Annotated in this window: 20 protein-coding genes and 1 pseudogene; 6 read left to right on the top strand and 15 right to left on the bottom strand. The window is 72.3% G+C overall.

Features of this window, described 5'->3' with window-relative positions; translation table 11 throughout:
* From BZB76_RS36150 to BZB76_RS29350, 9 genes and pseudogenes are all read right to left on the bottom strand, one after another.
* Positions 1 to 771: pseudogene (locus BZB76_RS36150) on the bottom strand (lysylphosphatidylglycerol synthase domain-containing protein); the annotation flags it as partial.
* Positions 768 to 1,616 carry a small ribosomal subunit Rsm22 family protein gene (locus tag BZB76_RS29385; RefSeq protein WP_121437679.1) on the bottom strand — a complete coding sequence of 283 codons (849 nt, stop codon included), beginning with the start codon at positions 1,614 to 1,616 and terminating at the stop codon, positions 768 to 770. The pseudogene BZB76_RS36150 and the gene BZB76_RS29385, both read right to left, overlap by 4 nt.
* Complete coding sequence (locus tag BZB76_RS29380; RefSeq protein ID WP_121437678.1) at positions 1,613 to 2,686, bottom strand: glycosyltransferase family 4 protein; 1,074 nt, start codon at positions 2,684 to 2,686, stop codon at positions 1,613 to 1,615. The genes BZB76_RS29385 and BZB76_RS29380 overlap by 4 nt, the downstream gene beginning before the upstream one ends.
* Entirely contained in the window at positions 2,683 to 3,081 is a 399-nt protein-coding gene (locus BZB76_RS29375) for a 6-pyruvoyl trahydropterin synthase family protein (RefSeq protein ID WP_121437677.1), read from the bottom strand. Before BZB76_RS29375 ends, BZB76_RS29380 begins: the two co-directional genes overlap by 4 nt.
* 29 nt (positions 3,082 to 3,110) lie before the next feature.
* Positions 3,111 to 4,082, bottom strand: a complete 972-nt coding sequence (locus BZB76_RS29370) for a zinc-dependent alcohol dehydrogenase (protein ID WP_121437676.1) — start codon at positions 4,080 to 4,082, stop codon at positions 3,111 to 3,113.
* Positions 4,039 to 4,830 carry a CDP-alcohol phosphatidyltransferase family protein gene (locus tag BZB76_RS29365; RefSeq protein ID WP_246007296.1) on the bottom strand — a complete coding sequence of 264 codons (792 nt, stop codon included), beginning with the start codon at positions 4,828 to 4,830 and terminating at the stop codon, positions 4,039 to 4,041. Before BZB76_RS29365 ends, BZB76_RS29370 begins: the two co-directional genes overlap by 44 nt.
* Entirely contained in the window at positions 4,827 to 5,537 is a 711-nt protein-coding gene (gene ribA, locus BZB76_RS29360; protein ID WP_121437674.1) for a GTP cyclohydrolase II, read from the bottom strand. Before ribA ends, BZB76_RS29365 begins: the two co-directional genes overlap by 4 nt.
* A gap of 120 nt (positions 5,538 to 5,657) precedes the next feature.
* Positions 5,658 to 6,428, bottom strand: a complete 771-nt coding sequence (locus BZB76_RS29355; RefSeq protein ID WP_246007295.1) for a nucleotidyltransferase domain-containing protein — start codon at positions 6,426 to 6,428, stop codon at positions 5,658 to 5,660.
* Positions 6,425 to 7,165, bottom strand: coding sequence for a nucleotidyltransferase domain-containing protein (locus BZB76_RS29350; RefSeq protein ID WP_246007294.1), 741 nt, complete (start codon positions 7,163 to 7,165; stop codon positions 6,425 to 6,427). The genes BZB76_RS29355 and BZB76_RS29350 overlap by 4 nt, the downstream gene beginning before the upstream one ends.
* Positions 7,166 to 7,214: 49 nt before the next feature.
* Here BZB76_RS29350 and BZB76_RS29345 point away from each other — a divergent pair, with 49 nt between their 5' ends.
* The gene (locus tag BZB76_RS29345) at positions 7,215 to 7,706 is read left to right on the top strand and encodes a nucleoside deaminase (RefSeq protein ID WP_121437672.1); all 492 of its coding nucleotides are present in this window, start codon (positions 7,215 to 7,217) and stop codon (positions 7,704 to 7,706) included.
* 28 nt (positions 7,707 to 7,734) lie between these two features.
* Here BZB76_RS29345 and BZB76_RS29340 read toward each other — a convergent pair whose 3' ends face one another.
* The 5 genes from BZB76_RS29340 to BZB76_RS29315 form a co-directional block, all read right to left on the bottom strand.
* The gene (locus BZB76_RS29340; protein WP_121437671.1) at positions 7,735 to 7,983 is read right to left on the bottom strand and encodes a hypothetical protein; all 249 of its coding nucleotides are present in this window, start codon (positions 7,981 to 7,983) and stop codon (positions 7,735 to 7,737) included.
* A 75-nt stretch (positions 7,984 to 8,058) separates the two neighbouring features.
* Entirely contained in the window at positions 8,059 to 8,457 is a 399-nt protein-coding gene (locus BZB76_RS29335) for an SSI family serine proteinase inhibitor (RefSeq protein ID WP_170180806.1), read from the bottom strand.
* A 111-nt stretch (positions 8,458 to 8,568) separates the two neighbouring features.
* Positions 8,569 to 9,915, bottom strand: a complete 1,347-nt coding sequence (locus BZB76_RS29330) for a protein kinase domain-containing protein (RefSeq protein WP_121437669.1) — start codon at positions 9,913 to 9,915, stop codon at positions 8,569 to 8,571.
* Positions 9,916 to 9,936: 21 nt separating this feature from the next.
* Complete coding sequence (locus BZB76_RS29325; RefSeq protein WP_121437668.1) at positions 9,937 to 10,728, bottom strand: putative hydro-lyase; 792 nt, start codon at positions 10,726 to 10,728, stop codon at positions 9,937 to 9,939.
* Between the two features lie 214 nt (positions 10,729 to 10,942).
* Complete coding sequence (locus BZB76_RS29315) at positions 10,943 to 12,172, bottom strand: NRAMP family divalent metal transporter (protein WP_121437667.1); 1,230 nt, start codon at positions 12,170 to 12,172, stop codon at positions 10,943 to 10,945.
* Between the two features lie 165 nt (positions 12,173 to 12,337).
* On the opposite strand from BZB76_RS29315, the gene BZB76_RS29310 reads away from it, so the two are divergent.
* Positions 12,338 to 13,048 (top strand): GntR family transcriptional regulator, encoded by a 711-nt coding sequence (locus BZB76_RS29310; protein ID WP_121437666.1) that lies wholly within the window; start codon positions 12,338 to 12,340, stop codon positions 13,046 to 13,048.
* A 328-nt stretch (positions 13,049 to 13,376) separates the two neighbouring features.
* Here BZB76_RS29310 and BZB76_RS29305 read toward each other — a convergent pair whose 3' ends face one another.
* Positions 13,377 to 14,015, bottom strand: a complete 639-nt coding sequence (locus tag BZB76_RS29305; protein WP_121437665.1) for a GntR family transcriptional regulator — start codon at positions 14,013 to 14,015, stop codon at positions 13,377 to 13,379.
* 132 nt (positions 14,016 to 14,147) lie between these two features.
* Here BZB76_RS29305 and pdhA point away from each other — a divergent pair, with 132 nt between their 5' ends.
* The 4 genes from pdhA (at position 14,148) to BZB76_RS29285 (ending at position 19,417) form a co-directional block, all read left to right on the top strand.
* On the top strand, positions 14,148 to 15,290 hold the full coding sequence (gene pdhA, locus BZB76_RS29300) for a pyruvate dehydrogenase (acetyl-transferring) E1 component subunit alpha (RefSeq protein ID WP_121437664.1): 1,143 nt from the start codon (positions 14,148 to 14,150) through the stop codon (positions 15,288 to 15,290).
* A 10-nt stretch (positions 15,291 to 15,300) separates the two neighbouring features.
* Complete coding sequence (locus tag BZB76_RS29295; RefSeq protein WP_121437663.1) at positions 15,301 to 16,311, top strand: alpha-ketoacid dehydrogenase subunit beta; 1,011 nt, start codon at positions 15,301 to 15,303, stop codon at positions 16,309 to 16,311.
* Positions 16,312 to 17,607, top strand: a complete 1,296-nt coding sequence (locus BZB76_RS29290; RefSeq protein ID WP_121437662.1) for a dihydrolipoamide acetyltransferase family protein — start codon at positions 16,312 to 16,314, stop codon at positions 17,605 to 17,607.
* A gap of 247 nt (positions 17,608 to 17,854) precedes the next feature.
* Positions 17,855 to 19,417, top strand: a complete 1,563-nt coding sequence (locus tag BZB76_RS29285) for a DUF4331 domain-containing protein (protein WP_121437661.1) — start codon at positions 17,855 to 17,857, stop codon at positions 19,415 to 19,417.
* Positions 19,418 to 19,465 lie beyond the last annotated feature (48 nt).

Here is a 19,465-nt window from a genome sequence, read left to right as displayed (position 1 = left end):
GAGCCCGGCGGCGCCGAACGCGACGGTGAGCACCGCCTCGCGGGGCCCCCAGCCGCCGACGTTCACCGGCAGGATCATGACGAGGAGCGCCAGCAGCAGGAGCGGCAGCAACTGGTGGAGCGGCGCGGTGGAGCCGGTGAGGCGGGCGGCGAGCACGAACAGGGAGAGATGCCCGGCGAGGGCCGTCAGGGACAGCACGGTGATGGCGGGCAGGGCGTCCAGGACGGCCCGGACGTCGGCGAACGTCGCCGCGAGCGCCCGGTGATACCTGCGGGCCAAGAGGAGCAGGACGCCCAGGACGGCCGTGAGGGTGAGCAGCGCCGGTGTCATCGCCGCCAGGACGGCGGGCTGGGTGAAAAGGACGGCGACGCCCACCATGACCGGCACGACCTGCCCCGCGACCCGTTCGAGGAACACGGCCCGTACACCGCCCGCGCCCGACCGCCGTCCGTGGTTCACGGCGCGGTGGACGTCCCCGAGGATCCCGGCGGGCAGGACCGCGTTGAGGAACTGCGCCCGGTAGTAGTCGGTGACGGCGTCGGCGAGGGTCAGGCGCAGGCCGAGGCGGTGGGCGACGAGGCGCCAGCGGGCCGCGCTGAGCACGGTCGTCACCAGCCCGACGGCGAGGGCGGCGGCGATGGCGGGGGCGTCGACGGCGCGGAGGGCGTCCACGAACGCGGCGGTGCTGTGCCACCACAGGAGCGCGGCGAGGATGCCGAGCCCGACGAGCAGGCGCAGCCACGGCCCGCGCCGCCGAACGAGCCTCGTCATCTCGACCCCCCGGGGACGGCGAGCAGGTCGACATGGTGCACCTCGACGGCGAGGCCGCCCGCGGCGCAGGCGTCGAGGCGGCGGCCCAGGTAGGCGTCCGCTTCGGGCGTGAGGTCGGGGCGCTGCTCGACGGCGGCGGCGACCCAGCCGCGCAGCCACGCGATGATCAGCTCATCCTGCCCGGGGCCGAGCCGCCAGGGGCTGGGCCGGGTCAGGACGGTGGCGCCGCGCCGGGCGAACGCGTCGGCGGCGGCGCCCGCGGCGGCCGGGCCGAGGAGGCCGTCACGGCGCTGGTGCGCGTCGAAGGCGGCCGCGAGGTCCGCGTCGAGCGGGTCGGACGGGAACAGCCGGACGCGTCCGACGACCGACAGGGTCAGCAGCGCCGGGCAGGCCGTCGCGGCGGCGATCGCCTCGACCTCGGCGGCGGTGAGCACGTCCAGCAGCGCGGACGCGGTGACGAGCGACGCGCCGACGAGATCGGCCGCGCGCAGCGACCCGATGTCGCCCTTGCGGGTCTCGACCGTGACGGGTTCGCCGTCGGCGCTGGTCCAGGTGTCGCCGCAGGCCGCGTCGAGGAGCCGCGGATCGGTGTCGTAGAGGACCCAGTGCTGCGGCCCGCGCAGCCGCCCGGACAGCCAGCGTCCCATGGAGCCGGTGCCGCACCCCAGGTCCCAGATGGTCAGGGGGCCGGCCGGTGGGAGCGCGGCGCGGAGCGGTTCGAGCAGGCCGGTGTCGCGTGCGGCGGCGTCGGCGGGTTCGCGAAGCGCCAGCCAGGCGGGGTCGAAACCCGGTGTCTCCCTCCGTGGGGACGGTTCTCCGGTCCCCGTGGCGCCATGCGTGATCATCGGATCCCCCTGCGGAGCCGGGAAAGGACGGTGGCCATGCGGCGGGCGGTGTCGTCCCAGCCGGGAAGGGCGCCGCGGCGGCGGCGGGCGGCGGCGCGCAGGCGGCCGCGCAGGTCGGGTTCGGTGAGCCAGCGGCGCAGTGCCGCGGCGAGCGCGGCGGGGTCGTCGGGCGGGACGAGCAACCCGGGCACGGCGCCGGTCGGGTCCTGGCCGAGGGTGCCGGGGACGCCGTCCACCGATGTCGCGAGGACGGGCACGCCCCGGGCGAGGGCCTCGGTGACGACCATCCCGTAGGTCTCGGCGCGGGAGGTGAGGACGGTGAGGTCGGCGGCGGCGTAGGCGTCGTCGAGCCGTTTGCCGGTCAGCGGCCCCTCCAGGTGGACGCGGTCGCCGACGCGGTGCCCCGCGATCAGACGGCGCAGCCGTGTCACATGGTCGGGGTCGCGGCGCAGCGGGCCGACGCATTCGCAGCGCCACGGCAGGTGCGCGACGGCGGCGAGCGCCTCGACGAGGAGGTCGTGGCCCTTGCGCGGCGTCACCGACGCGACGCACAGCAGGCGGGTGGCGCCGTCGGTGCCGGTCGCGAGGGGCGCGGGGTCGGTGCCGGGGGTGACGGCGTGGACGCGGGACGGTTCGAGGCCGTGGTGGGCGACGAGGTGGTCCCTGGCCCACGGGCTGGTCGCGACGACGGCCCCGGCCGCCTCCAGCGTGTCGCGTTCGGCCGCGTCCAGATCGGCCTGCCCGGGTTCGTCGGCGAGGGGCAGGTGGACGAGGACGGCGATCCGCAGCCGCCGTGTCTCCGGCACGACGATCTCCGGCACGCCGCAGGCCACGAGCCCGTCCAGCAGGACGACGGACCCGGCGGGCAGCGCGGCCAGCATCCGGGCGAGCCCCCCGCGGGCGGCGGCGCCCGGACGCGGCCACGTCCCCGGCACCGCCAACTCCCGGACCGGGCGCCCCGACGCGGCGAACTCCTCGCACAGCCTGCGGTCGTAGTGGTTCCCCCCGCTCGGCGCCTCCGCGTCGTCGATGTCGCCGGGGACGACGACGCAGACCTCCTGGAGGGTCATAGCGCGCGCTCGTAACTCGCCCACGCGACATGCGACTCGTGGAGCGTCACCGTGATGCCGTCGAGCCCGCGGGCGTGCTCGCCGAGCGCGCCCGCGTGGACGCGGTCGGCGAGCCGGTCGGCGACGACCTTGGCGAGGAACTCCGTGGAGGTGTTGATCCCTGCGAAGTCGGGCTCCTCGTCCAGGTTGCGGTAGTTCAGCGCGCCGAGGACCTCGCCGAGTTCGCGGGTGGCGAGCCCGATGTCGACGACGATGCCGTCCGGGTCGAGGTCGGCGCGGCGGAACGTCGCGTCCACGACGTAGGTGGCGCCGTGCAGCCGCTGCGCCGGTCCGAAGACCTCGCCGCGGAAACTGTGCGCGATCATGACATGGTCGCGAACGGTGATCGCGAACAATGGGGTGCTCCCGTCGGTCGGTCGGGGTGTCAGTAGATGATTCGGTGGCAGAGCGCGGGAAGTTCAGCGCTCGCCAGCCGCGGCATGACCTCCGGCAGGTCCGCGAAGCGGCTCTCCCCCGTGATCAGCACGTCGAACGCGGGGTCGGCGAGCAGGCGCAGCGCCAGCGCCAGGCGGTCGGCGAAGCGGCGGCGGGACCGGCGGGCGGGCGCGACCGTGCCGACCTGGCTGCCGCGGATGGTCAGCCGCCGGGAGTGGAAGAACTCTCCGAGGGGGACGGCGACGCGCCGGTCGCCGTACCAGCTCAGCTCCACGACCTCCCCGTCGGGGGCGAGCAGCTCCAGGGAGCGGGCCAGGCCCGCCTCGGTGGCGCTGGCGTGGACGACCAGGTCGCAGTCGCCGCCGGCCTCCTCGGGGAACGCGAACTCGACGCCGAACGCCCGCGCGACGTTCGCGCGGGACGGGTCGGTGTCGACGAGCTGGACGCGGCTCCCCGGAAACCCGGCGAGGACCCCGGCGACCGCGCAGCCCACCATCCCGGCGCCGACGACGGCGATCCGGTCGCCGACGAGCGGCGCCGCGTCCCAGAGTGCGTTCACGGCGGTCTCCACCGTCCCGGCGAGGACGGCGCGTTCCGGGGGCACGTCGTCGGGGACGGGGCTGACCGCGCTCGCCGGGACGACGTACCGGGTCTGGTGCGGGTACAGGCAGAACACCGGGCGGCCGAGCAGCCCGGACGGGCCGTGCTCGACGACGCCGACGTTCAGGTACCCGTACTTGACGGGGCCGGGGAACGCGCCGTCCTGGAACGGCGCCCGCATCACCTCGTGCTGGTTCGGCGGGACGCCGCCACGGAAGACCAGCGCCTCGGTGCCCCGGCTCACTCCGGTGTGAAGGGTCCGGACGAGCACCTCGTCGTCCCCCGGTTCCGGCAGGACCTCGTCGCGGATCTCGCCCTCACCGGGCGACCGGATCCAGAACGCTCGGGCGTCCCGCTCCATCGGTGCTCCTCCCCCGCTTGAACAACCACACCACGTCCCGTCCGAAGGACCACAGCAGCAGCGCGAGCGCCGCCGCGACCAGACCCTCCGCGTACGGGACGACACCCGATGCGGCCACGACGAGCGTCACGCCCTGCACCACCGCCACGGCCTTGCGCGCCAGGCTCGGCCGCAGGTCCCCGCGCAGCCGCGGCGCCACCCGGGCCGCCGCGCCGAACGCGTACCGCATCCCCCCGATCGCCAGTACCCACGCCCCGGCCGTCCACGCGACGTGCACGCTCAGCACCAGGACGAGGAACGCGTCCACCTCCATGTCGAACCGGGCGCCGAGCCGCGACGCCGTCCCGGTGCGGCGGGCGACGCGCCCGTCCACCCCGTCGAGGACGAGCGCCGTCGACGCGACCGCGACGAGCGTCCAGGTGTGCCCGCCGCCGAGGAGATGCGCCGTGACGAGGGCCGTCACACCGCCGGTGAGCACGACCCGGGTCAGCGTCACATGGTCGGCCGGGGCCAGCGCCCGGCGGCGGCGGAACGCCACGCTCAGCACCGCCCATGCCGCCAGCGCGTAGCAGACGCCCACGGCCAGGCCCGCGAGGCCGGGACGCAACACCACCAGCAGGACGAGCTGCGCGACCGACGCGGCCGCCAATTCCAATCCCCTGCCGACCCGGGGCCCGTTCCGGGACGGCGTCGCGGTTGCGCGCCACACCGCCCCGGCCGGGTGGGGCGCGGTCATCGGGCGCGTCATCCGCGGACCTCGCCCACCGGCGCGTCGCCGCGCATGTCGAGCTGCGGCAGGTCGTGGCCGAGCCGGTCGCGTTTCGCGGTGAGGTAGCGGACGTTGTCGTCGCTGACCGGGACGAGTAGCGGCACCCGCGCCGCGACCGGCACGCCGTACGACTCCAGCGCTTCGACCTTGAGCGGGTTGTTCGACAGCAGCCGTACCGACCGGACCGCGAGATGCCGCAGGACGCGGGCGGCCGGGCCGTAGTCGCGCACGTCCACCGGCAGGCCGATGGCGGTGGCGGAGTCGACGGTGTCCAGGCCCTGGTCGTCCTGGAGGATGTGCGTGCGGACCTTGGCGACCAGCCCGATCCCGCGGCCCTCGTGCCCGCGCAGGTAGACCAGGACCCCGGCGCCCTCCCGGACGATGGCGTCCAGCGCCGTGTCGAGCTGGTCCCCGCACTCGCAGCGCGTGGCGCCGAAGATGTCGCCGGTCATGCACTCGGAGTGCGTCCGCACGAGCACGCCGTCCCGGCCCCGGACGTCCCCGCGGACCAGCGCCATGTGCTCGTGCCCGTCGACCGGGTCGCGGAACGCGACGGCCCGGAACACGCCCCGGCGCGTCCGCAGCCTCGCCTCCGCGATGTCCTCGGGCGCGAGTTCCCTGCTCGCGGCGTCCGCCGGCGCGGCGTCGTCACGCGAGTCCTTCCGCTCGATGCCCTGGTCGCGCATCGCTCCCCTTCCTCGGCTCCGCGTCCACCGGGGGCGCGCGGTGGAGCGCACGCGGTGGTCGCCGGTGGTCAGAACGTTCTCTCGTACGATCCGTGGCACGGAGGGGAGGCGCCGCAGGGTTCAGCCTAGGCGCGCGCGAACCACCAAGTCGTGTACGGCACGGCGATTCGCGGGGTCTTCCGGCAGGTCACTGCGGTCACGTTCCGCGACGAGACGGGCGGTGAGCGCGGTCACGTCGGCGTGGAGCCGGGACGGTGCGGGCGCGCCGGGGGGCAGCGCGCCGTGCTCGGCGGCCCGCTTCGCCTCGATCAGCTCCGGCAGGTAGGGCGGGGTGTCTCCGTCCGCCGGGCCGATGAGCCGCGTCAGGTCGGCCTCGATCTCGCCGGTCCGCATCAGATGGACGCCGGTCAGCAGCACCCGGAACGTGTAGAGCAGCGGCTTGAGCTCGTTGGTCTTCTCGAACAGCGTCCATTGGCTGCGCGCGAACCCGAGGTAGTGGTGCGCGTGGTTGGCGGTCACGAGCCCCGGGACCAGCGCCTTCATCTCCTCGTGCAGCGGTGACGTGGCGACGACGAGCGGCGACATGAGCTGTTCCAGGACGTAGCCGTTGCGCCGCAGCAGCAGCGCGCAGAACTTGGCGAGGTCGTGGGTGACGGCGTCGGCCTCCACGCCCGCGTGGTCCCACATGAGCGTGACGGTGTCGTCGCCGGTCTCCAGGCCGACGATCTCCTCCAGCGGCAGGAGGTGGACGCCGCGCAGGTCGACGTCGGAGTCCTTCGACGGGAACCCGTACAGGTGCGCTCCGCTGACGGTGACGAACGCGCGGGGGTAGGGGTGGTCGGCGGCGAGACGGTCCAGCATGCCGCCGGGGAGGTCCACGGGACGGGTCACCGGTCCACGCTCCTTCGTCGGATGGAGATCAGCAGGTCCTCGACCGCGGCCCGGTCGGGTTCGGGAGGCAGGGCGCTGCGGTCCACGGCGGTGTCGAGGTCGGCGGTCAGCCTGGCGCGCCACGCCTCGATCTCGTTCCAGCCGACCTCCCCGCGGCGGACGGCGAGGAGCCGGTCGCGCAGGTCGCCGACGTCCACGCGCGGCTCCCCGTGCCGGACGAGGTGCAGGCCGCTCACCAGGAGTCGCAGCATGTGCATGACGTGCTTCCAGCGCGGCACGCCGCCGTTGCGCAGATCGCCCTCCAGCTTGTGGAACTGGGCCTGCGCGTACCGGAGGAACGTGCGGTGCGCGTGCCGGGACAGGAACGCCGACCGGGCGGCCAGCAACTCCTCGCCTTCAGGGGTGACCTGCTCGACGATCGGCGACCACAGGCACTCCAGGACGGTCGGGTTCGCCGCCAGCGCCAGCGCGCAGAACCGTTCCAGCTCCCACGAGAACTGTTCCGGCAGCGGACCGTCGAGGTGGGTGGGCGGCTTCGTGAACCGCCAGAACAGCGGTGCCGGGGCGGCGTAGACACCGCGCCGGTCGACGTCGCTGTCGGCGGTCGCCAGACCGTACGCCCGCGACCCGACCACGACCGACAGGATCGTGTGGTCGCGGACGAGATCGAGCGCGGCGTCGTGGTCGGGCGCTTGGTCGGGCGCGCGGTCGGGGGTGTCGTGGTCGGGGATCGTCACGGTGGCAGCCTGGCCGTCGGGGGAACGTGGAACGTGGAAAGATCCTTTCATGGGGTATGAACCGACCACCGCCGAACTCGTCCACCTTGACCGTTGTGTCGCGCTCGCCGCCGAGGCCCTGGAAGCGGGTGACGAACCGTTCGGGACGGTGCTGGTGTCCGCGTCCGGTGACGTGCTGTTCGAGGACCGCAACCGCACGGCGGACGGCGACCAGACCCGGCATCCCGAGTTCGAGGTCGCCCGCTGGTCGGCGGGGAACCTGACGCCGGAGGAACGCGCCGCCGCGACGGTGTTCACGTCCGGGGAGCACTGCCCGATGTGCTCGGCCGCGCACGGCTGGGTCGGGCTCGGCCGTATCGTCTACGTCCATTCGTCGGCGCAGCTCGGCGCGTGGCGGGCCGAGCTGGGCATCGAGCCCGGTCCGGTCACGCCGTTCCCGATCCAGGAGGTCGTGCCGGGAATCCGGGTGGACGGTCCGGTCGCGTCCCTGGAGGCCGCGATGCGGGACCTGCACACCCGCGCCGCCACCATGCGGCGCTGACGCGCGGTTCCCGCGTGCACCGCCGGGATCACCGCTGGGCGAGGGCCTCCAGCCGTTCGACCGCCGCGCGCCAGTCGGGCGGGACGAGGCACCGTGTCGCCCGCGTCCCCCGGTAGGTGAGCGTGTAGGTGAAGTGGTCGGCGACGTCGCATCCCGCGGGTGACGACCACAGGGTGACGACGTGGCCCAGCGCGGTGCGCAGGCCGCGCATCTCCCCCAGCCCGAGCGTGATCGGCCTGTCGTTGACGACGGCCGTCCCGGAAACGTCGACCGTCACTCGCTCCTGAATTCCGGCTATTCCTCCGGAACGCTGGAATTCAACCAGAATGTCCGGTCCGGTGAGGGCGAGCACCTACTGGAACAGTATTCCGCCGGTATCGCGTACGGCGAGGCATCGGTTCGGGTAGTCGCGGGCGAAATGGCGCGGTCTACCGCGCCAGGTGCCCTCGGCGGTGACCCGGACGGGCGCCATCTCCAGGGTGCACATTCCGGGCTGCGCGGGGATGCGTCCCACGTCGCCGTCGGCGGCTTCGAGCTGGTCACAGGCCCGGGACGCGGCGTGGAGCGTCCCTCCGTCCGGGCGGCAGCGCAGCCTCTTCTCGGTGGCGACACCGTGTTCGGGCGTGACCTTCAGCCGGTAGACGCCGACCGGTTTCACCTGGGCCTCCGCGTGCGCGGGCATGGCGCAGGCGACGGCCGCCATTCCCATCAGCCCGGCGACCCATCGGACACGAGCCCGCGAACCATGCATGTGTTCCTCCCCCGATGAAAGCCTCGACGCTTCACTCATAATCGAGGGGCGCACCGCCGCGCAATGCGTTTGGGAACAATTTGGCCCGCGCCTGTGAGCTTCGGCGGGAATTCAGGGGCGGCACTCGTCGCCGTTGAGGACGAAGCGGGACGGCGCGCCGTTGGCGCCGTTCTGTCGCCCAAGGAAGCCGAAGTCGGCCGTGCCGTTCGGTGGGATCGCGCGGTTCCAGTCCGCCGACGTCACCCTGACCGACGAGCCGTTCTGCACCTGGCCGCCGTTCCACAGCTGCGTGATCGTCTGGCCGTCCGGGAACTCGAAGCTCAGCGTCCAGCCGTCGATGGCACCGGACCCGAGGTTCGTGATCCGCACCGAGGCCTGGAACCCCTGGTCCCACGTACCGACGATCCGATACGAGACCGCGCACGCTCCGCCCGGCCCGGTGGGCGAGACGCTCGACGTGGGCGGCTCGGACCTGTCGGGGGCCAGCGCCGCCAGCAGGCCCGCCATGAGCGCCGCCGCCCCGACCACGGTTCCCGCGATGACCAGCGGCCTACGGGACGAGACCGGAGGTGGGGCGGCGGGCAACGGTTCGTCCAGAACCCGCGTGGGATTCGGTTCGCGCCGGGGTGACCCGGCTCCCGGTGACATGGTCAGCGGCGGTGCGGTCGCCGGCGGCGCGGTCAGCGGCGGCCGGGGCCGGGCGAGCCGGACACCGGCCGCTTCGGCGAGGACGCGGGCCGCCTCGTCGGCCGCCGGACGGGAACCGGGGTCGCCGCTCAGACAGCGGCGGCAGAGCGCGGCGACCTCGCCCGGAACGTCGGGCGGAAGGGCCTGCGTGGACACAGGCAGGCCGGTGACGGCCTCGTGCAGGACGACGCCCAGGGAGAACACGTCGGCCGCCGCCGTGGGCCGCGTTCCCGACAGCAGTTCGGGCGCGACATAGGCGGGTGTGCCGAGAACGGGCCCGCCCGGCGTGGCGGGTCCGGTGAAGGCGATGCCGAAGTCGAGCACCTTCACGCCGACCGTGGCGAGGAAGATGTTCGCGGGTTTGATGTCGCGGTGCACGATCCCGGCGGCGTGCGCGGCGGCCAGGGCGTCGGCGACGCGGGCGCAGATTTCGGCGGCCTCGTGCCACGGCAGCGGGCCCCGGGCCAGCCGGGCGGCAAGGCTCTCACCGTCCAGCAGCTCCATGACGACGTAGGGGACGCCGTCCTGCTCGCCGTAGTCGTGGACGCCGGTGATGCTCGGGTGGGCGAGGCCCGCGGCGGCCTTCGCCTCCTGGCGAAGCCGCCGCGTGAACTCCTCGGGCCACCCCTCCCTCGGCACCTTGACCGCGACGGCGCGGTCGAGGACGAGGTCCACCGCGCGCCAGACGGTCGCCATGCCCCCGGCGCCCAGGGGCCGGTCGAGGCGGTAGCGCTCCCCGAGACGGTCGCCCGGGGCGACGATCTCGGGCATGGAGAGAGCCTAGAACGTGCGTCAGGGGACGAGGAACCGGGTGTCGCGGGCGTCGGTGATCGCCATATGGCCGGGCGCGTGCCCGATGGCGAACTTCGGCCGGGACGCCATCACCGCCGCCTGCGGGGTGACGCCGCACGCCCAGAACACGGGAAGCTCGTCCACGCGGATGTCGACGGGGTCGCCGAAGTCGGGCCGGTCCAGATCGTCGATGCCGAGTTCGACGGGATCGCCGACATGGACGGGCGCGCCGTGAACCGACGGATACCGGGACGTGATCCGGACCGCGTCGGCGACCTGCGCGGCGGGCACCGGACGCATCGACACCACGAGCGGGCCGCCGAACTCACCGGCGCGGCGGCACATGCGGTTCGTCCGGTACATGGGGACGTTCCGGTTCTGCTCGATGTGCCGGACGGGGACGCCCGCCTCGCGGAGCGCGTCCTCGAAGGTGAAACTGCACCCGATGAGGAACGCGACGAGGTCGTCCCGCCAGTATCCGATCACGTCGGACGTGTCGGCGACCGGTTCGCCGTGCTCGTAGACGACGTAGCCGGGCAGGTCGGTGCGCAGGTCCCCGGCGAACAGGGACGCGGACGTCTCGCCGGGTTCGGTGACGTCCAGCACGGGGCACGGCTTCGGGTTCCGTTGCGCGAACAGCAGCAGGTCGTAGGCGTGTTCGCGGGGCACCGCGATGAGGTTCGCCTGCGTCCAGCCCGCGCACCAGCCGGAGGTGGGGACGTGGAGTCCGGCGCGGAACAGCGCCCTGGCCTGCTCGGGTGACAGTGCACCCGGCTCGATGGGTGCGGTCATGGTCGGAGTCCCTCCGCCCGGCCGAGGCGTCGCGCGGTGGGGTTCGATGAGTCCGGGTCTGCGGCGCCCGACACCCCCACGCCGAGCGCCGCATGACCCGGACGGCCCCGATCCCGGACTGTCGCCCGCGGCCCTGTAGGGGGAACGTCCCATGTCGACTTCATGGTTCCCACTCCTCTGAATCAACCTGGATTTCTTGAAATCGCATGTCCTGTCACTTCCAGAGCTGGTCGAGTCCGGTGAGCAGGTCCCAGCTGAGGTAGACGGACAGCAGCCACGCGACGGCGCCGAGGGCGAGCAGCGGGACCGGATACCGGTAGCCGCCGAGCAGGTCGCGGCGCCGGGCCGCCGCCCACAGCAGCACACCGAGGCCGAACGGCAGGATCATCCCGTTCAGCGCGCCCGCGAAGATCAGCAGCTTGGCGGGCGCCGTGCCGATGACGAGGTAGATGCCGGCGGACACGGTGATGAACGCCACGACCAGCCGGTTGCGGTGCCGCTCCACGAACGAGGAGAACGAGACGAGGAACGACACCGACGTGTAGGACGCGCCGATCACGCTCGTGATCGCGGCCGACCACATGATCAGGCCGAAGAGCCGCAGCCCGGCCTCGCCCGCCGCGTGCTCGAACGCCGAGGACGGCGGGTTCTGCTCGGCGAGCTTCACCCCGCCCGCGACGACGCCGAGCACGGCGAGGAACAGCAGGGTGCGCATGAGGCCGGTGACGAGGATGCCGGTGACGGCGCTGCGGTTGATCTGCCGGACGTTCTCCGGCCCGCGCAGTCCGGACTCGATCATGCGGTGGGCGCCCGCGTAGGTGATGTAACCGCCGACCGTGCCGCCGATCAGCGTGGTGATGACGAGGAAGTCGACCGTCTCCGGCGCGACGCTCTGCCGGAGCGCGTCGCCGAGCGGCGGTTCGGACACGAACGCCACGTACAGCGTCAGCAGGATCATGACGGCGCCGAGGACGACGACGATCCGGTCCATGGCGACCCCGGCGCGGCGGCTGAGGAAGACGCCGATGGCGACCAGCGCGGAGATCCCGCCGCCGATCTTGACGTCCAGGCCGAGCAGCGCGTTCAGGCCGAGCGCGGTGCCGGCGATGTTGCCGATGTTGAAGACCAGGCCGCCGAAGACGTCCAGCGCGGCGAGGGCGTAACCGCCGCCGGGCAGGACACGGTTGCCGAGCTCCTGGGCGCGCATGCCGGACACGCCGACGACGCGCCACACGTTCAACTGGATCGCGATGTCGACCAGCACGGACACGACGATCGCGAACGCGAACGCGGCGCCGAGTTTGGCGGTGAAGACGGTGGTCTGGGTGATGAACCCGGGGCCGATGGCGCTGGTGGCCATCAGGAACATGGCGCCGAGAAGCGCGCCGCGGTGGGAGGAGGCGGGTGATGCCGGGGGGCTGTCGAGGGTGGTCCGATCCGTCATGGGACTGACCCTTCCGAGGGTGCGGCTTTTCCTCAGGGTAGAGATTGCTCAACAGTTCATCAATCCTCTTGTTGAGATATTTATCGATCGCTGGATACGCTGGAACGACTCCAGTCGCTCACGTCGTTCGCGGCTCAGCGAGCCGCGCCTGGAAAGGGCGGGCCGATGTCGACACAGAAGCCGTGGCTGGCCGCGATCAGCGCGCGCCGGCATGGCACGGGCCGGTCCAGCACCGCGACCTGGATCGCGGAGGCGATCAGCGAGCAGATCGCCGACGGGCTGCTGCGCCCCGGAGACCGGCTGTCGGACCAGGAGATCGCGCCCGTCATGGAGGTGTCGCGCAACACCGTGCGCGAGGCCTTCCAGATCCTCGTCAAGGACCGGCTCCTGGAGCACAAGTTCAACCGCGGCATGTTCGTGAACAAGGTGCCCGTCGAGGCGCTGCCGGACCTCTACAGCGTCCGCCGCCTCCTGGAATGCGCGGGGGTGCGCGCGGCGGCGTCCACCGGGGCCGCGCTCGACCAGGTGGAGGCCGCCGTGCTGGAGGGCGAGCACGCCGCCGAGGACGGCAGGTGGGACGACGTCGGAACCGCCGACATCAAGTACCACCGTGCCCTCGCCGGGTTGCTGGGCAGCCCCCGGGTCGACGAGATGATCGGGCACCTCCTCGTCGAGATGCGGCTGGTCTTCCACGAGATGGACTCGCCGCGCGAGTTCCACGAGCCGTACCTCGCCCGCAACCGCCGCATCCACGACCTGATGGCGCAGGGCGACTTCACGGCGGCCGAGAAGGAACTCCGGTCGTACCTGGACGACGCGGAGACACAGCTCACCACGAGATACCGCGAGAAGGACTCGACCACCGCCCGTCCTTGACGACACACCGACGCATGTCACGAAGCCGAGCGCGCGTCATAAACCGGGCGCACGTCACGACGTGGGCACGTATCAGGATCTGGGCGCGTCAATACATGAGCGCGTAGTTCATGACGTAGGCGCGCGTCAGGACGTGGCCGCCCGTCATCAAGCCCGGCGCACATCACGAAGCCGGGCGCACATCACGACGTGGGCGCACGCCACGACGTGGGCGCGTATCAGGATCTGGGCGCGCGTCAGGACGTGGCCGCGTGTCATCAAGCCGGGCGCACGCCACGAAGCCGGGCGCACGTCAGGACGTGGGCGCGTATCAGGACGTGGGCGCGCGTCAGGGTGTGGGCGCGTAGTTCATGACGTGGTCGTGCAGGAGCTGCGGGGCGCACGGGTCGCGGCGGCGGAACGCCTCGATCAGCTCCGCGTGCTCGGCCGACTTGGAGTAGATCTCCGTCTGGTGGAGGCGGAGGGACAGGGTCGTCCACAGCTCGATGCCGAGGCCCTCCCAGACCGACACCAGCAGCCGGTTCCCGGCCGCCTCGACGATCTCGCGGTGGAAGGCGATGCTGAGGCGCATCTGCTCGGCCAGGTCACCGTTCCGCGCGGCCTCGCCGAGCCGCCGGTTGTGCACCTCCAGCGCGTCCAGGCAGCCGGCGATCTCGGGTAGGGCCAGCTCCACGGCCGTCCGCTCCAGACCGGCGCGGACGGGGAAGATCTCCGCGAGGTCCCGCTCGGTGAAGTCGCGGACCCGGGCGCCGCGGTTCGGCAGCGACTCGATCAGCCGCTGCGCCTCCAGCTGGCGGAGCGCCTCACGGACCGGCCCCTGGCTGACACCCAACTCGGCGGCGATACGGCGTTCGACGACACGTTCACCGGGCTGCCAGCGCCCGGAGCTGATGCCGTCCACGATGAACTCGCGGATCTGGTCGGCGAGTCCGGTACGGAGCAGCGGGGCGGCGGTCGGCGCGTTCACGACATCCCATGTTAGACGCAGCGTCGGTAAGTGAACTCTTGACGGATGGAATATGATCGATCATAGATCAAAGATGATCGGTGAGCGTCGTGGCGATCCTACGGCGTCGCCCCGGAAAGAGGAAGATCGCCGATGGCTGAGACGACGAAGGCCGCTCCGGCTCGCAGCGGGAGAACACGCGGCACCAAGGCCCCCCGGGCGAAGGACGCCGCGGTTCCGGCCGCCCCCGACCCGGACGCCCCCGAGCCGAGCGCTCCCGTCCCGGCGGCCGACGCCGAGACGCTCGTCGGCTACTACCGGCAGATGCTGCTGATCAGGCGGTTCGAGGAGCGGGCCGCCCGCGCCTACACCGAGGCGAAGATCGGTGGTTACTGCCATCTGAACCTCGGCGAGGAGGCCACGGTCGTCGGGCTGATGGCGGCGCTGCGCCCGTCCGACTACCTGTTCACCAACTACCGCGAGCACGGCTACGCCCTCGCCAAGGGCATCGGCGCCGACCGGGTCATGGCGGAGCTGTACGGCCGGTCGACGGGCGTGTCGAAGGGTTGGGGCGGGTCGATGCACCTGTTCGACGCCGAGGCGCGGCTGCTCGGCGGGTACGGCATCGTCGGCGGGCAGGTCCCGCTCGCCACCGGCGCGGCGCTCGCCGTGTCGTACAAGGGCGGCGACGAGGTCGTGATGTGCCATATGGGCGACGGAACGGCCGCGATCGGAGCGTTCCACGAGTCGCTGAACATCGCGGCCCTCTGGGACCTCCCGGTCGTCTTCGTCGTAATCAACAACGGGCTGGGCATGGGCACGACCGTGGAGAACTCCGCCGCCGAGCCCGAGCTGTACCGGCGCGGCGCCGCGTACCGGATGGAGAGCGCCCGGGTGGACGGCACCGATGTCGTCGCCGTCCGGGACGCCGCGCGCGTCGCGGTCGAGCGCGCCCGGTCGCAGAGCAAGCCGTACCTGCTGGAGACCACGAGCCCGCGGCTGAAGGGCCACTCGGTCGTCGACCCGGCCCGCTACCGGTCCAAGGAGGAGAAGGAGGCCCTCAAGGCCGCCGACCCGCTGGCCCGGATGGCGCTGGAGCTGGAGGAGGCCGGGATCCTTTCCCACGAGGAGCGCGACGCGCTCGACGCGAAGGTCACCGCCGAGGTGGACGCCGCCGCCGCGTTCGCCGACGAGAGCCCCGCGCCCGACGTGTCCACCCTGTTCGACTACACCTACGCCACGCCCGTCCCGGGCGAGCTGCGCCGCCTGCCCGCCGACGCCGTCTTCGGTTCCTGAGGAGCGACCCATGGCACCCATGACCTACCGCCAGGCCCTCCGGGACACCCTCCGCGCCGAGATGCTCCGGGACGAGAACGTGTTCCTGCTCGGCGAGGAGATCGGGCTCTTCGAGGGCTCCTACAAGATCACCGAGGGGTTGTTGAAGGAGTTCGGGCCGCGCCGCGTCCGCGACACCCCGATCGCCGAGGAGGGCTTCGTCGGCGCCGCGATCGGCGCCGCCATGCTCGGGCTGCGTCCCGTCGTGGAGATCATGACGATCAACTTCTCGCTGCTGGCGCTGGACCAGATCGTCAACCACGCCGCGAAGATCTACGGGATGTTCGGCGGGCAGGCCAGCGTACCGATGGTGATCCGCACCCCGGGCGGCGGCGGGCAGCAGCTCGGCGCCACCCACTCCCAGAACGTCGAGCTGTTCTACTCGTTCGTCCCCGGGCTGAAGGTCGTCGCGCCGAGCACGCCCGCCGAGGCGTCCGCGATGCTGAAGGCCGCGATCCGCGACGACGACCCGGTGCTGTTCCTGGAGAACCTCGCGCTCTACAACACCAAGGGCGAGCTGCCCGCCGCGGTCGAGGACGTCGAGCCCGCGGAGATCGGCCGCGCCGCGGTCACCCGTCCCGGCACCGACATCACGATCATCGGCTACTCGCGGATGGCGCGGGTCGCCGCCGAGGTCGCCGAGACCCTCGCCGCCGAGGGCGTGTCCGCCGAGGTCGTGGACCTGCGCAGCCTGCGCCCGCTCGACCGGACGACGGTCGTCGAGTCCGTGCGCAGGACGGGCTGCGCCGTGGTCGCCGAGGACGACTGGCTCACCTACGGGATCGGTGCCGAGATCGCCGCGACGATCCAGGAGGGCGCCTTCGACTGGCTGGACGCGCCGGTCCGGCGCGTCGCGATGGCGGAGGTACCGCTGCCCTACGCCAAGTCCCTGGAGACGGCGGCGTTGCCGTCCGCCGACTCGCTGCTCAGCGCCGTCCGCGACACGCTCCGCGCGACCGGCCGTGTCCTGGAGAAGATCTGAATGACCGAGATCCTCATGCCGCGCCTCTCCGACACGATGGAGGAGGGCGTCATCAGCTCCTGGCAGAAGCAGCCGGGGGACGAGGTCGCGGTCGGCGACGTGATCGTCGACATCGAGACCGACAAGGCCGTCATGGAGTACGAGGCCTACGAGGCGGGCGTCCTGGAGAAGATCCTGGTCGCCGAGGGCGAGACCGCCGCGATCGGCGCCCCGATCGCCGTGATCGCCCCGGCGGGCGGCGCGCGCCCCACGGCGGACTCGGCGGCACCGGCGACCGCTCCGGAGCCGGAGGCGAAACCGGAACCGGAACCGGTCGCCGAGACCCCGGCTTCCGCTCCGGCCCCCGCTCCGGCGGCGCGGCCTTCGGGCGGGGCTGCGTCGGACAGGGCTTCGCGTCCGCCGTCGTCGCCGTTGGCGCGGCGGCTGGCCCGCGACCACGGCATCGATCTCGGCACGCTGAACGGCTCGGGCCCGGGTGGACGCATCGTCCGCGCCGACATCGAGTCCGCGATCCGCGACGGCGCCGCCGCGCCCGCTTCGAGCCCGGCCCCGAGCGCGGCTCCGAGCCCGGCCCCGGCGGCGGCGCCCGTCGCGGCGCGGGCCGCCGATGATCCGGACGTCGAGGCCGTTCCGCTGAACCGCTTCCGCAAGGTGGCGGCGCGGCGGCTGACCGAGAGCAAGCGGGAGGCGCCGCACTTCTACCTCAACCGCGAGGTGGACGCCGAGCCGCTGCTGGCGTTCCGCGCCACGGTGAACGAGGCGCTGGCCCCGGCCAAGGTCAGCGTGAACGACCTGATCGTGAAGGCGGTCGCGACGGCGCTGCGCGAGCACCCGGCCGTGAACGTCTCCTACACCGAGGAGAACCTGCTCTTCCACAGGCGCGTCCATGTCGGCATCGCGGTGGCGGTCGAGGACGGCCTGCTCGTCCCCGTCATCAAGGACGCGGACCGCAAGAGCGTGTCGGAGATCGGCCGGGAGACCCGCGAGCTGGCGGGCAAGGCGCGGGACGGCAAGCTCACCCTGGCGGAGATGAGCGGCGGAACGTTCAGCGTCAGCAACCTCGGCATGTTCGGCGTCAGCTCGTTCTCCGCGGTGATCAACCCGCCGGAGGCGGCGATCCTGGCGGTCGGCGCGGTCCGGGACGAACCGGTCGTCCGGGACGGTCAGGTCGTGCCCGGCAAACGCATGACGGTGACGCTGTCGGTCGACCACCGCGCCACCGACGGCGCGACCGGCGCCCGGTTCCTGGACCGTCTCGCCACGCTGCTCCAGAACCCCCTTCTCATCGTCGCCTAGAGCACGACCTCGAACGGCGACGTTCGGAACGCCCGGCGGATTCCGCCGGGCGTTCCGCCGTGTCCAGGGACTTCTCGATCGACGTGGCCGCATGTGGACAGCGACCCATCGGTTTCGGGGCGGGCTTCGAAGTAGCTGCGGGCATGGCGAAGAAACCGGTCGATCCGGCGTCGCGGCAGACCTAGCCCAGCGTCACGTGAAGTGGCGCCGCCGCGACGGCACTCCGGCGACCGGCAGGGGATGCACGATGCCGAGACTTCATCGGTCCAGAGCGCGGATCGCCGCGATGGTCGCCGCCGGGGGGCTGTTGAGCGTGAGCGGCCTCGCCGGGCTGGCGCCCGGGCAGGGAACCGCGTCGAGTCACCGGGAGGCCCCGCTCATCTCGGGGCAGCCGCAGTACGACAACACCGACGTGTACGCGTTCGTGAGTCCGGACAAGCCGGACACGACCACGCTGATCGCGAACTTCCTCCCGTTCTCGGAACCGGCGGGCGGGCCCAACTTCTACAGGTTCGCACGGGACGCGCAGTACGACGTCAACGTCGACAACGACGGCGACTCGCTGGCCGACCTCACGTACCGGTTCCAGTTCCAGGATCGCGTCAAGAACCAGAACACCTTCCTCTACAACACCGGGCCGGTGACGAGCCTGGACGACCCGGACCTCAACGTCACGCAGACGTACGACCTGACGCTGATCCGGCGCACGGAGGGCCGGGTGCACAGCACCACCAAGCTCGCCGACAACGCGCCGGTGGCCCCGTCCAACGTGGGGCAGGCGTCCATGCCGAACTACCGGACGCTGCGCAACCAGGCGATCAAGCCGCTGGGCGACGGGATGACGGCGTTCGCCGGGCAGGCCGACGACTCGTTCTTCCTGGACCTGCGGGTCTTCGACCTGATCTACGGGGGGAACCTCAAGGAGGTCGGCAACGACACTCTGAGCGGCTACAACGTCAACACCGTCGCCCTGCAGATCCCGACGCAGCACCTGGTGAAGGGCAAGGATCCGGTCATCGGCGTGTACTCGACCGTGCAGCGGCAGAACGCGTCCGGTGACTACACGCAGGTGTCGCGGCTCGGGAACCCGCTGGTGAACGAGCTCGTCAACCCGATGGGGAAGAAGGACCTGTTCAACGCCTCCGACCCGTGGCACGACGCGCAGTTCGCCAAGTTCGTCACCGATCCCGAACTGCCGAAGGTCATCCAGCAGATCTACAAGATCCCGGCACCGCCCACTCCGCGCAACGACCTCGTCCAGGTGTTCCTGACCGGTGTGCCGGGGCTGAACCAGCCGGCGCGGGTGCGTCCCGCCGAGTTGCTCCGGCTGAACACGTCGATCAAGCCGTCCGCGAAGCCGGACCGGCTCGGTGTGCTCGGCGGTGACAACCAGGGCTTCCCGAACGGGCGGCGCCTCACCGACGACGTCGTCGACATCGAACTCCAGGTGGTCGAGGGTGAGCTGCTCGGCACCAAGAACGACCTGGGTGACGCCGTCAACGCCAACGACCTCAGGTTCGAGAACGCGTTCCCGTACGTGGCGCAGCCGCGTTCCGGGTCGGAGGTGCGCGGTTCGTCGAAGCCCAAGGCGAACGCCTCGGGGACGTCGAACAGCGGCGACGGCACCACGCTGAACCTGCTCAACGCGGGTGCGGCCGAGAGCACGTCCGGGTCCGGCGACGACGGCGGACCCGGGCTCTCCGGCGCGCTGCCCGCCGCCGGGCTGGCCGGTGGGGCGACGTTCCTCATGACCGGTGGTCTGCTCTGGTGGCGCAACAGGCGTCCCGCGGCGGGACGGCACGAGGCCTGATGCGCCGTCCCCCTCTCCCCCGACCCTTGGTCGCCGGGGCCTCGGTCG

Origin of the sequence: Actinomadura pelletieri DSM 43383 (assembly GCF_003634705.1) — a bacterium.
GTDB lineage: Bacteria > Actinomycetota > Actinomycetes > Streptosporangiales > Streptosporangiaceae > Spirillospora > Spirillospora pelletieri.
The sequence above is the reverse complement of the archived record's forward strand: the minus strand, read 5'-3'. Positions and strand labels throughout refer to the sequence as shown.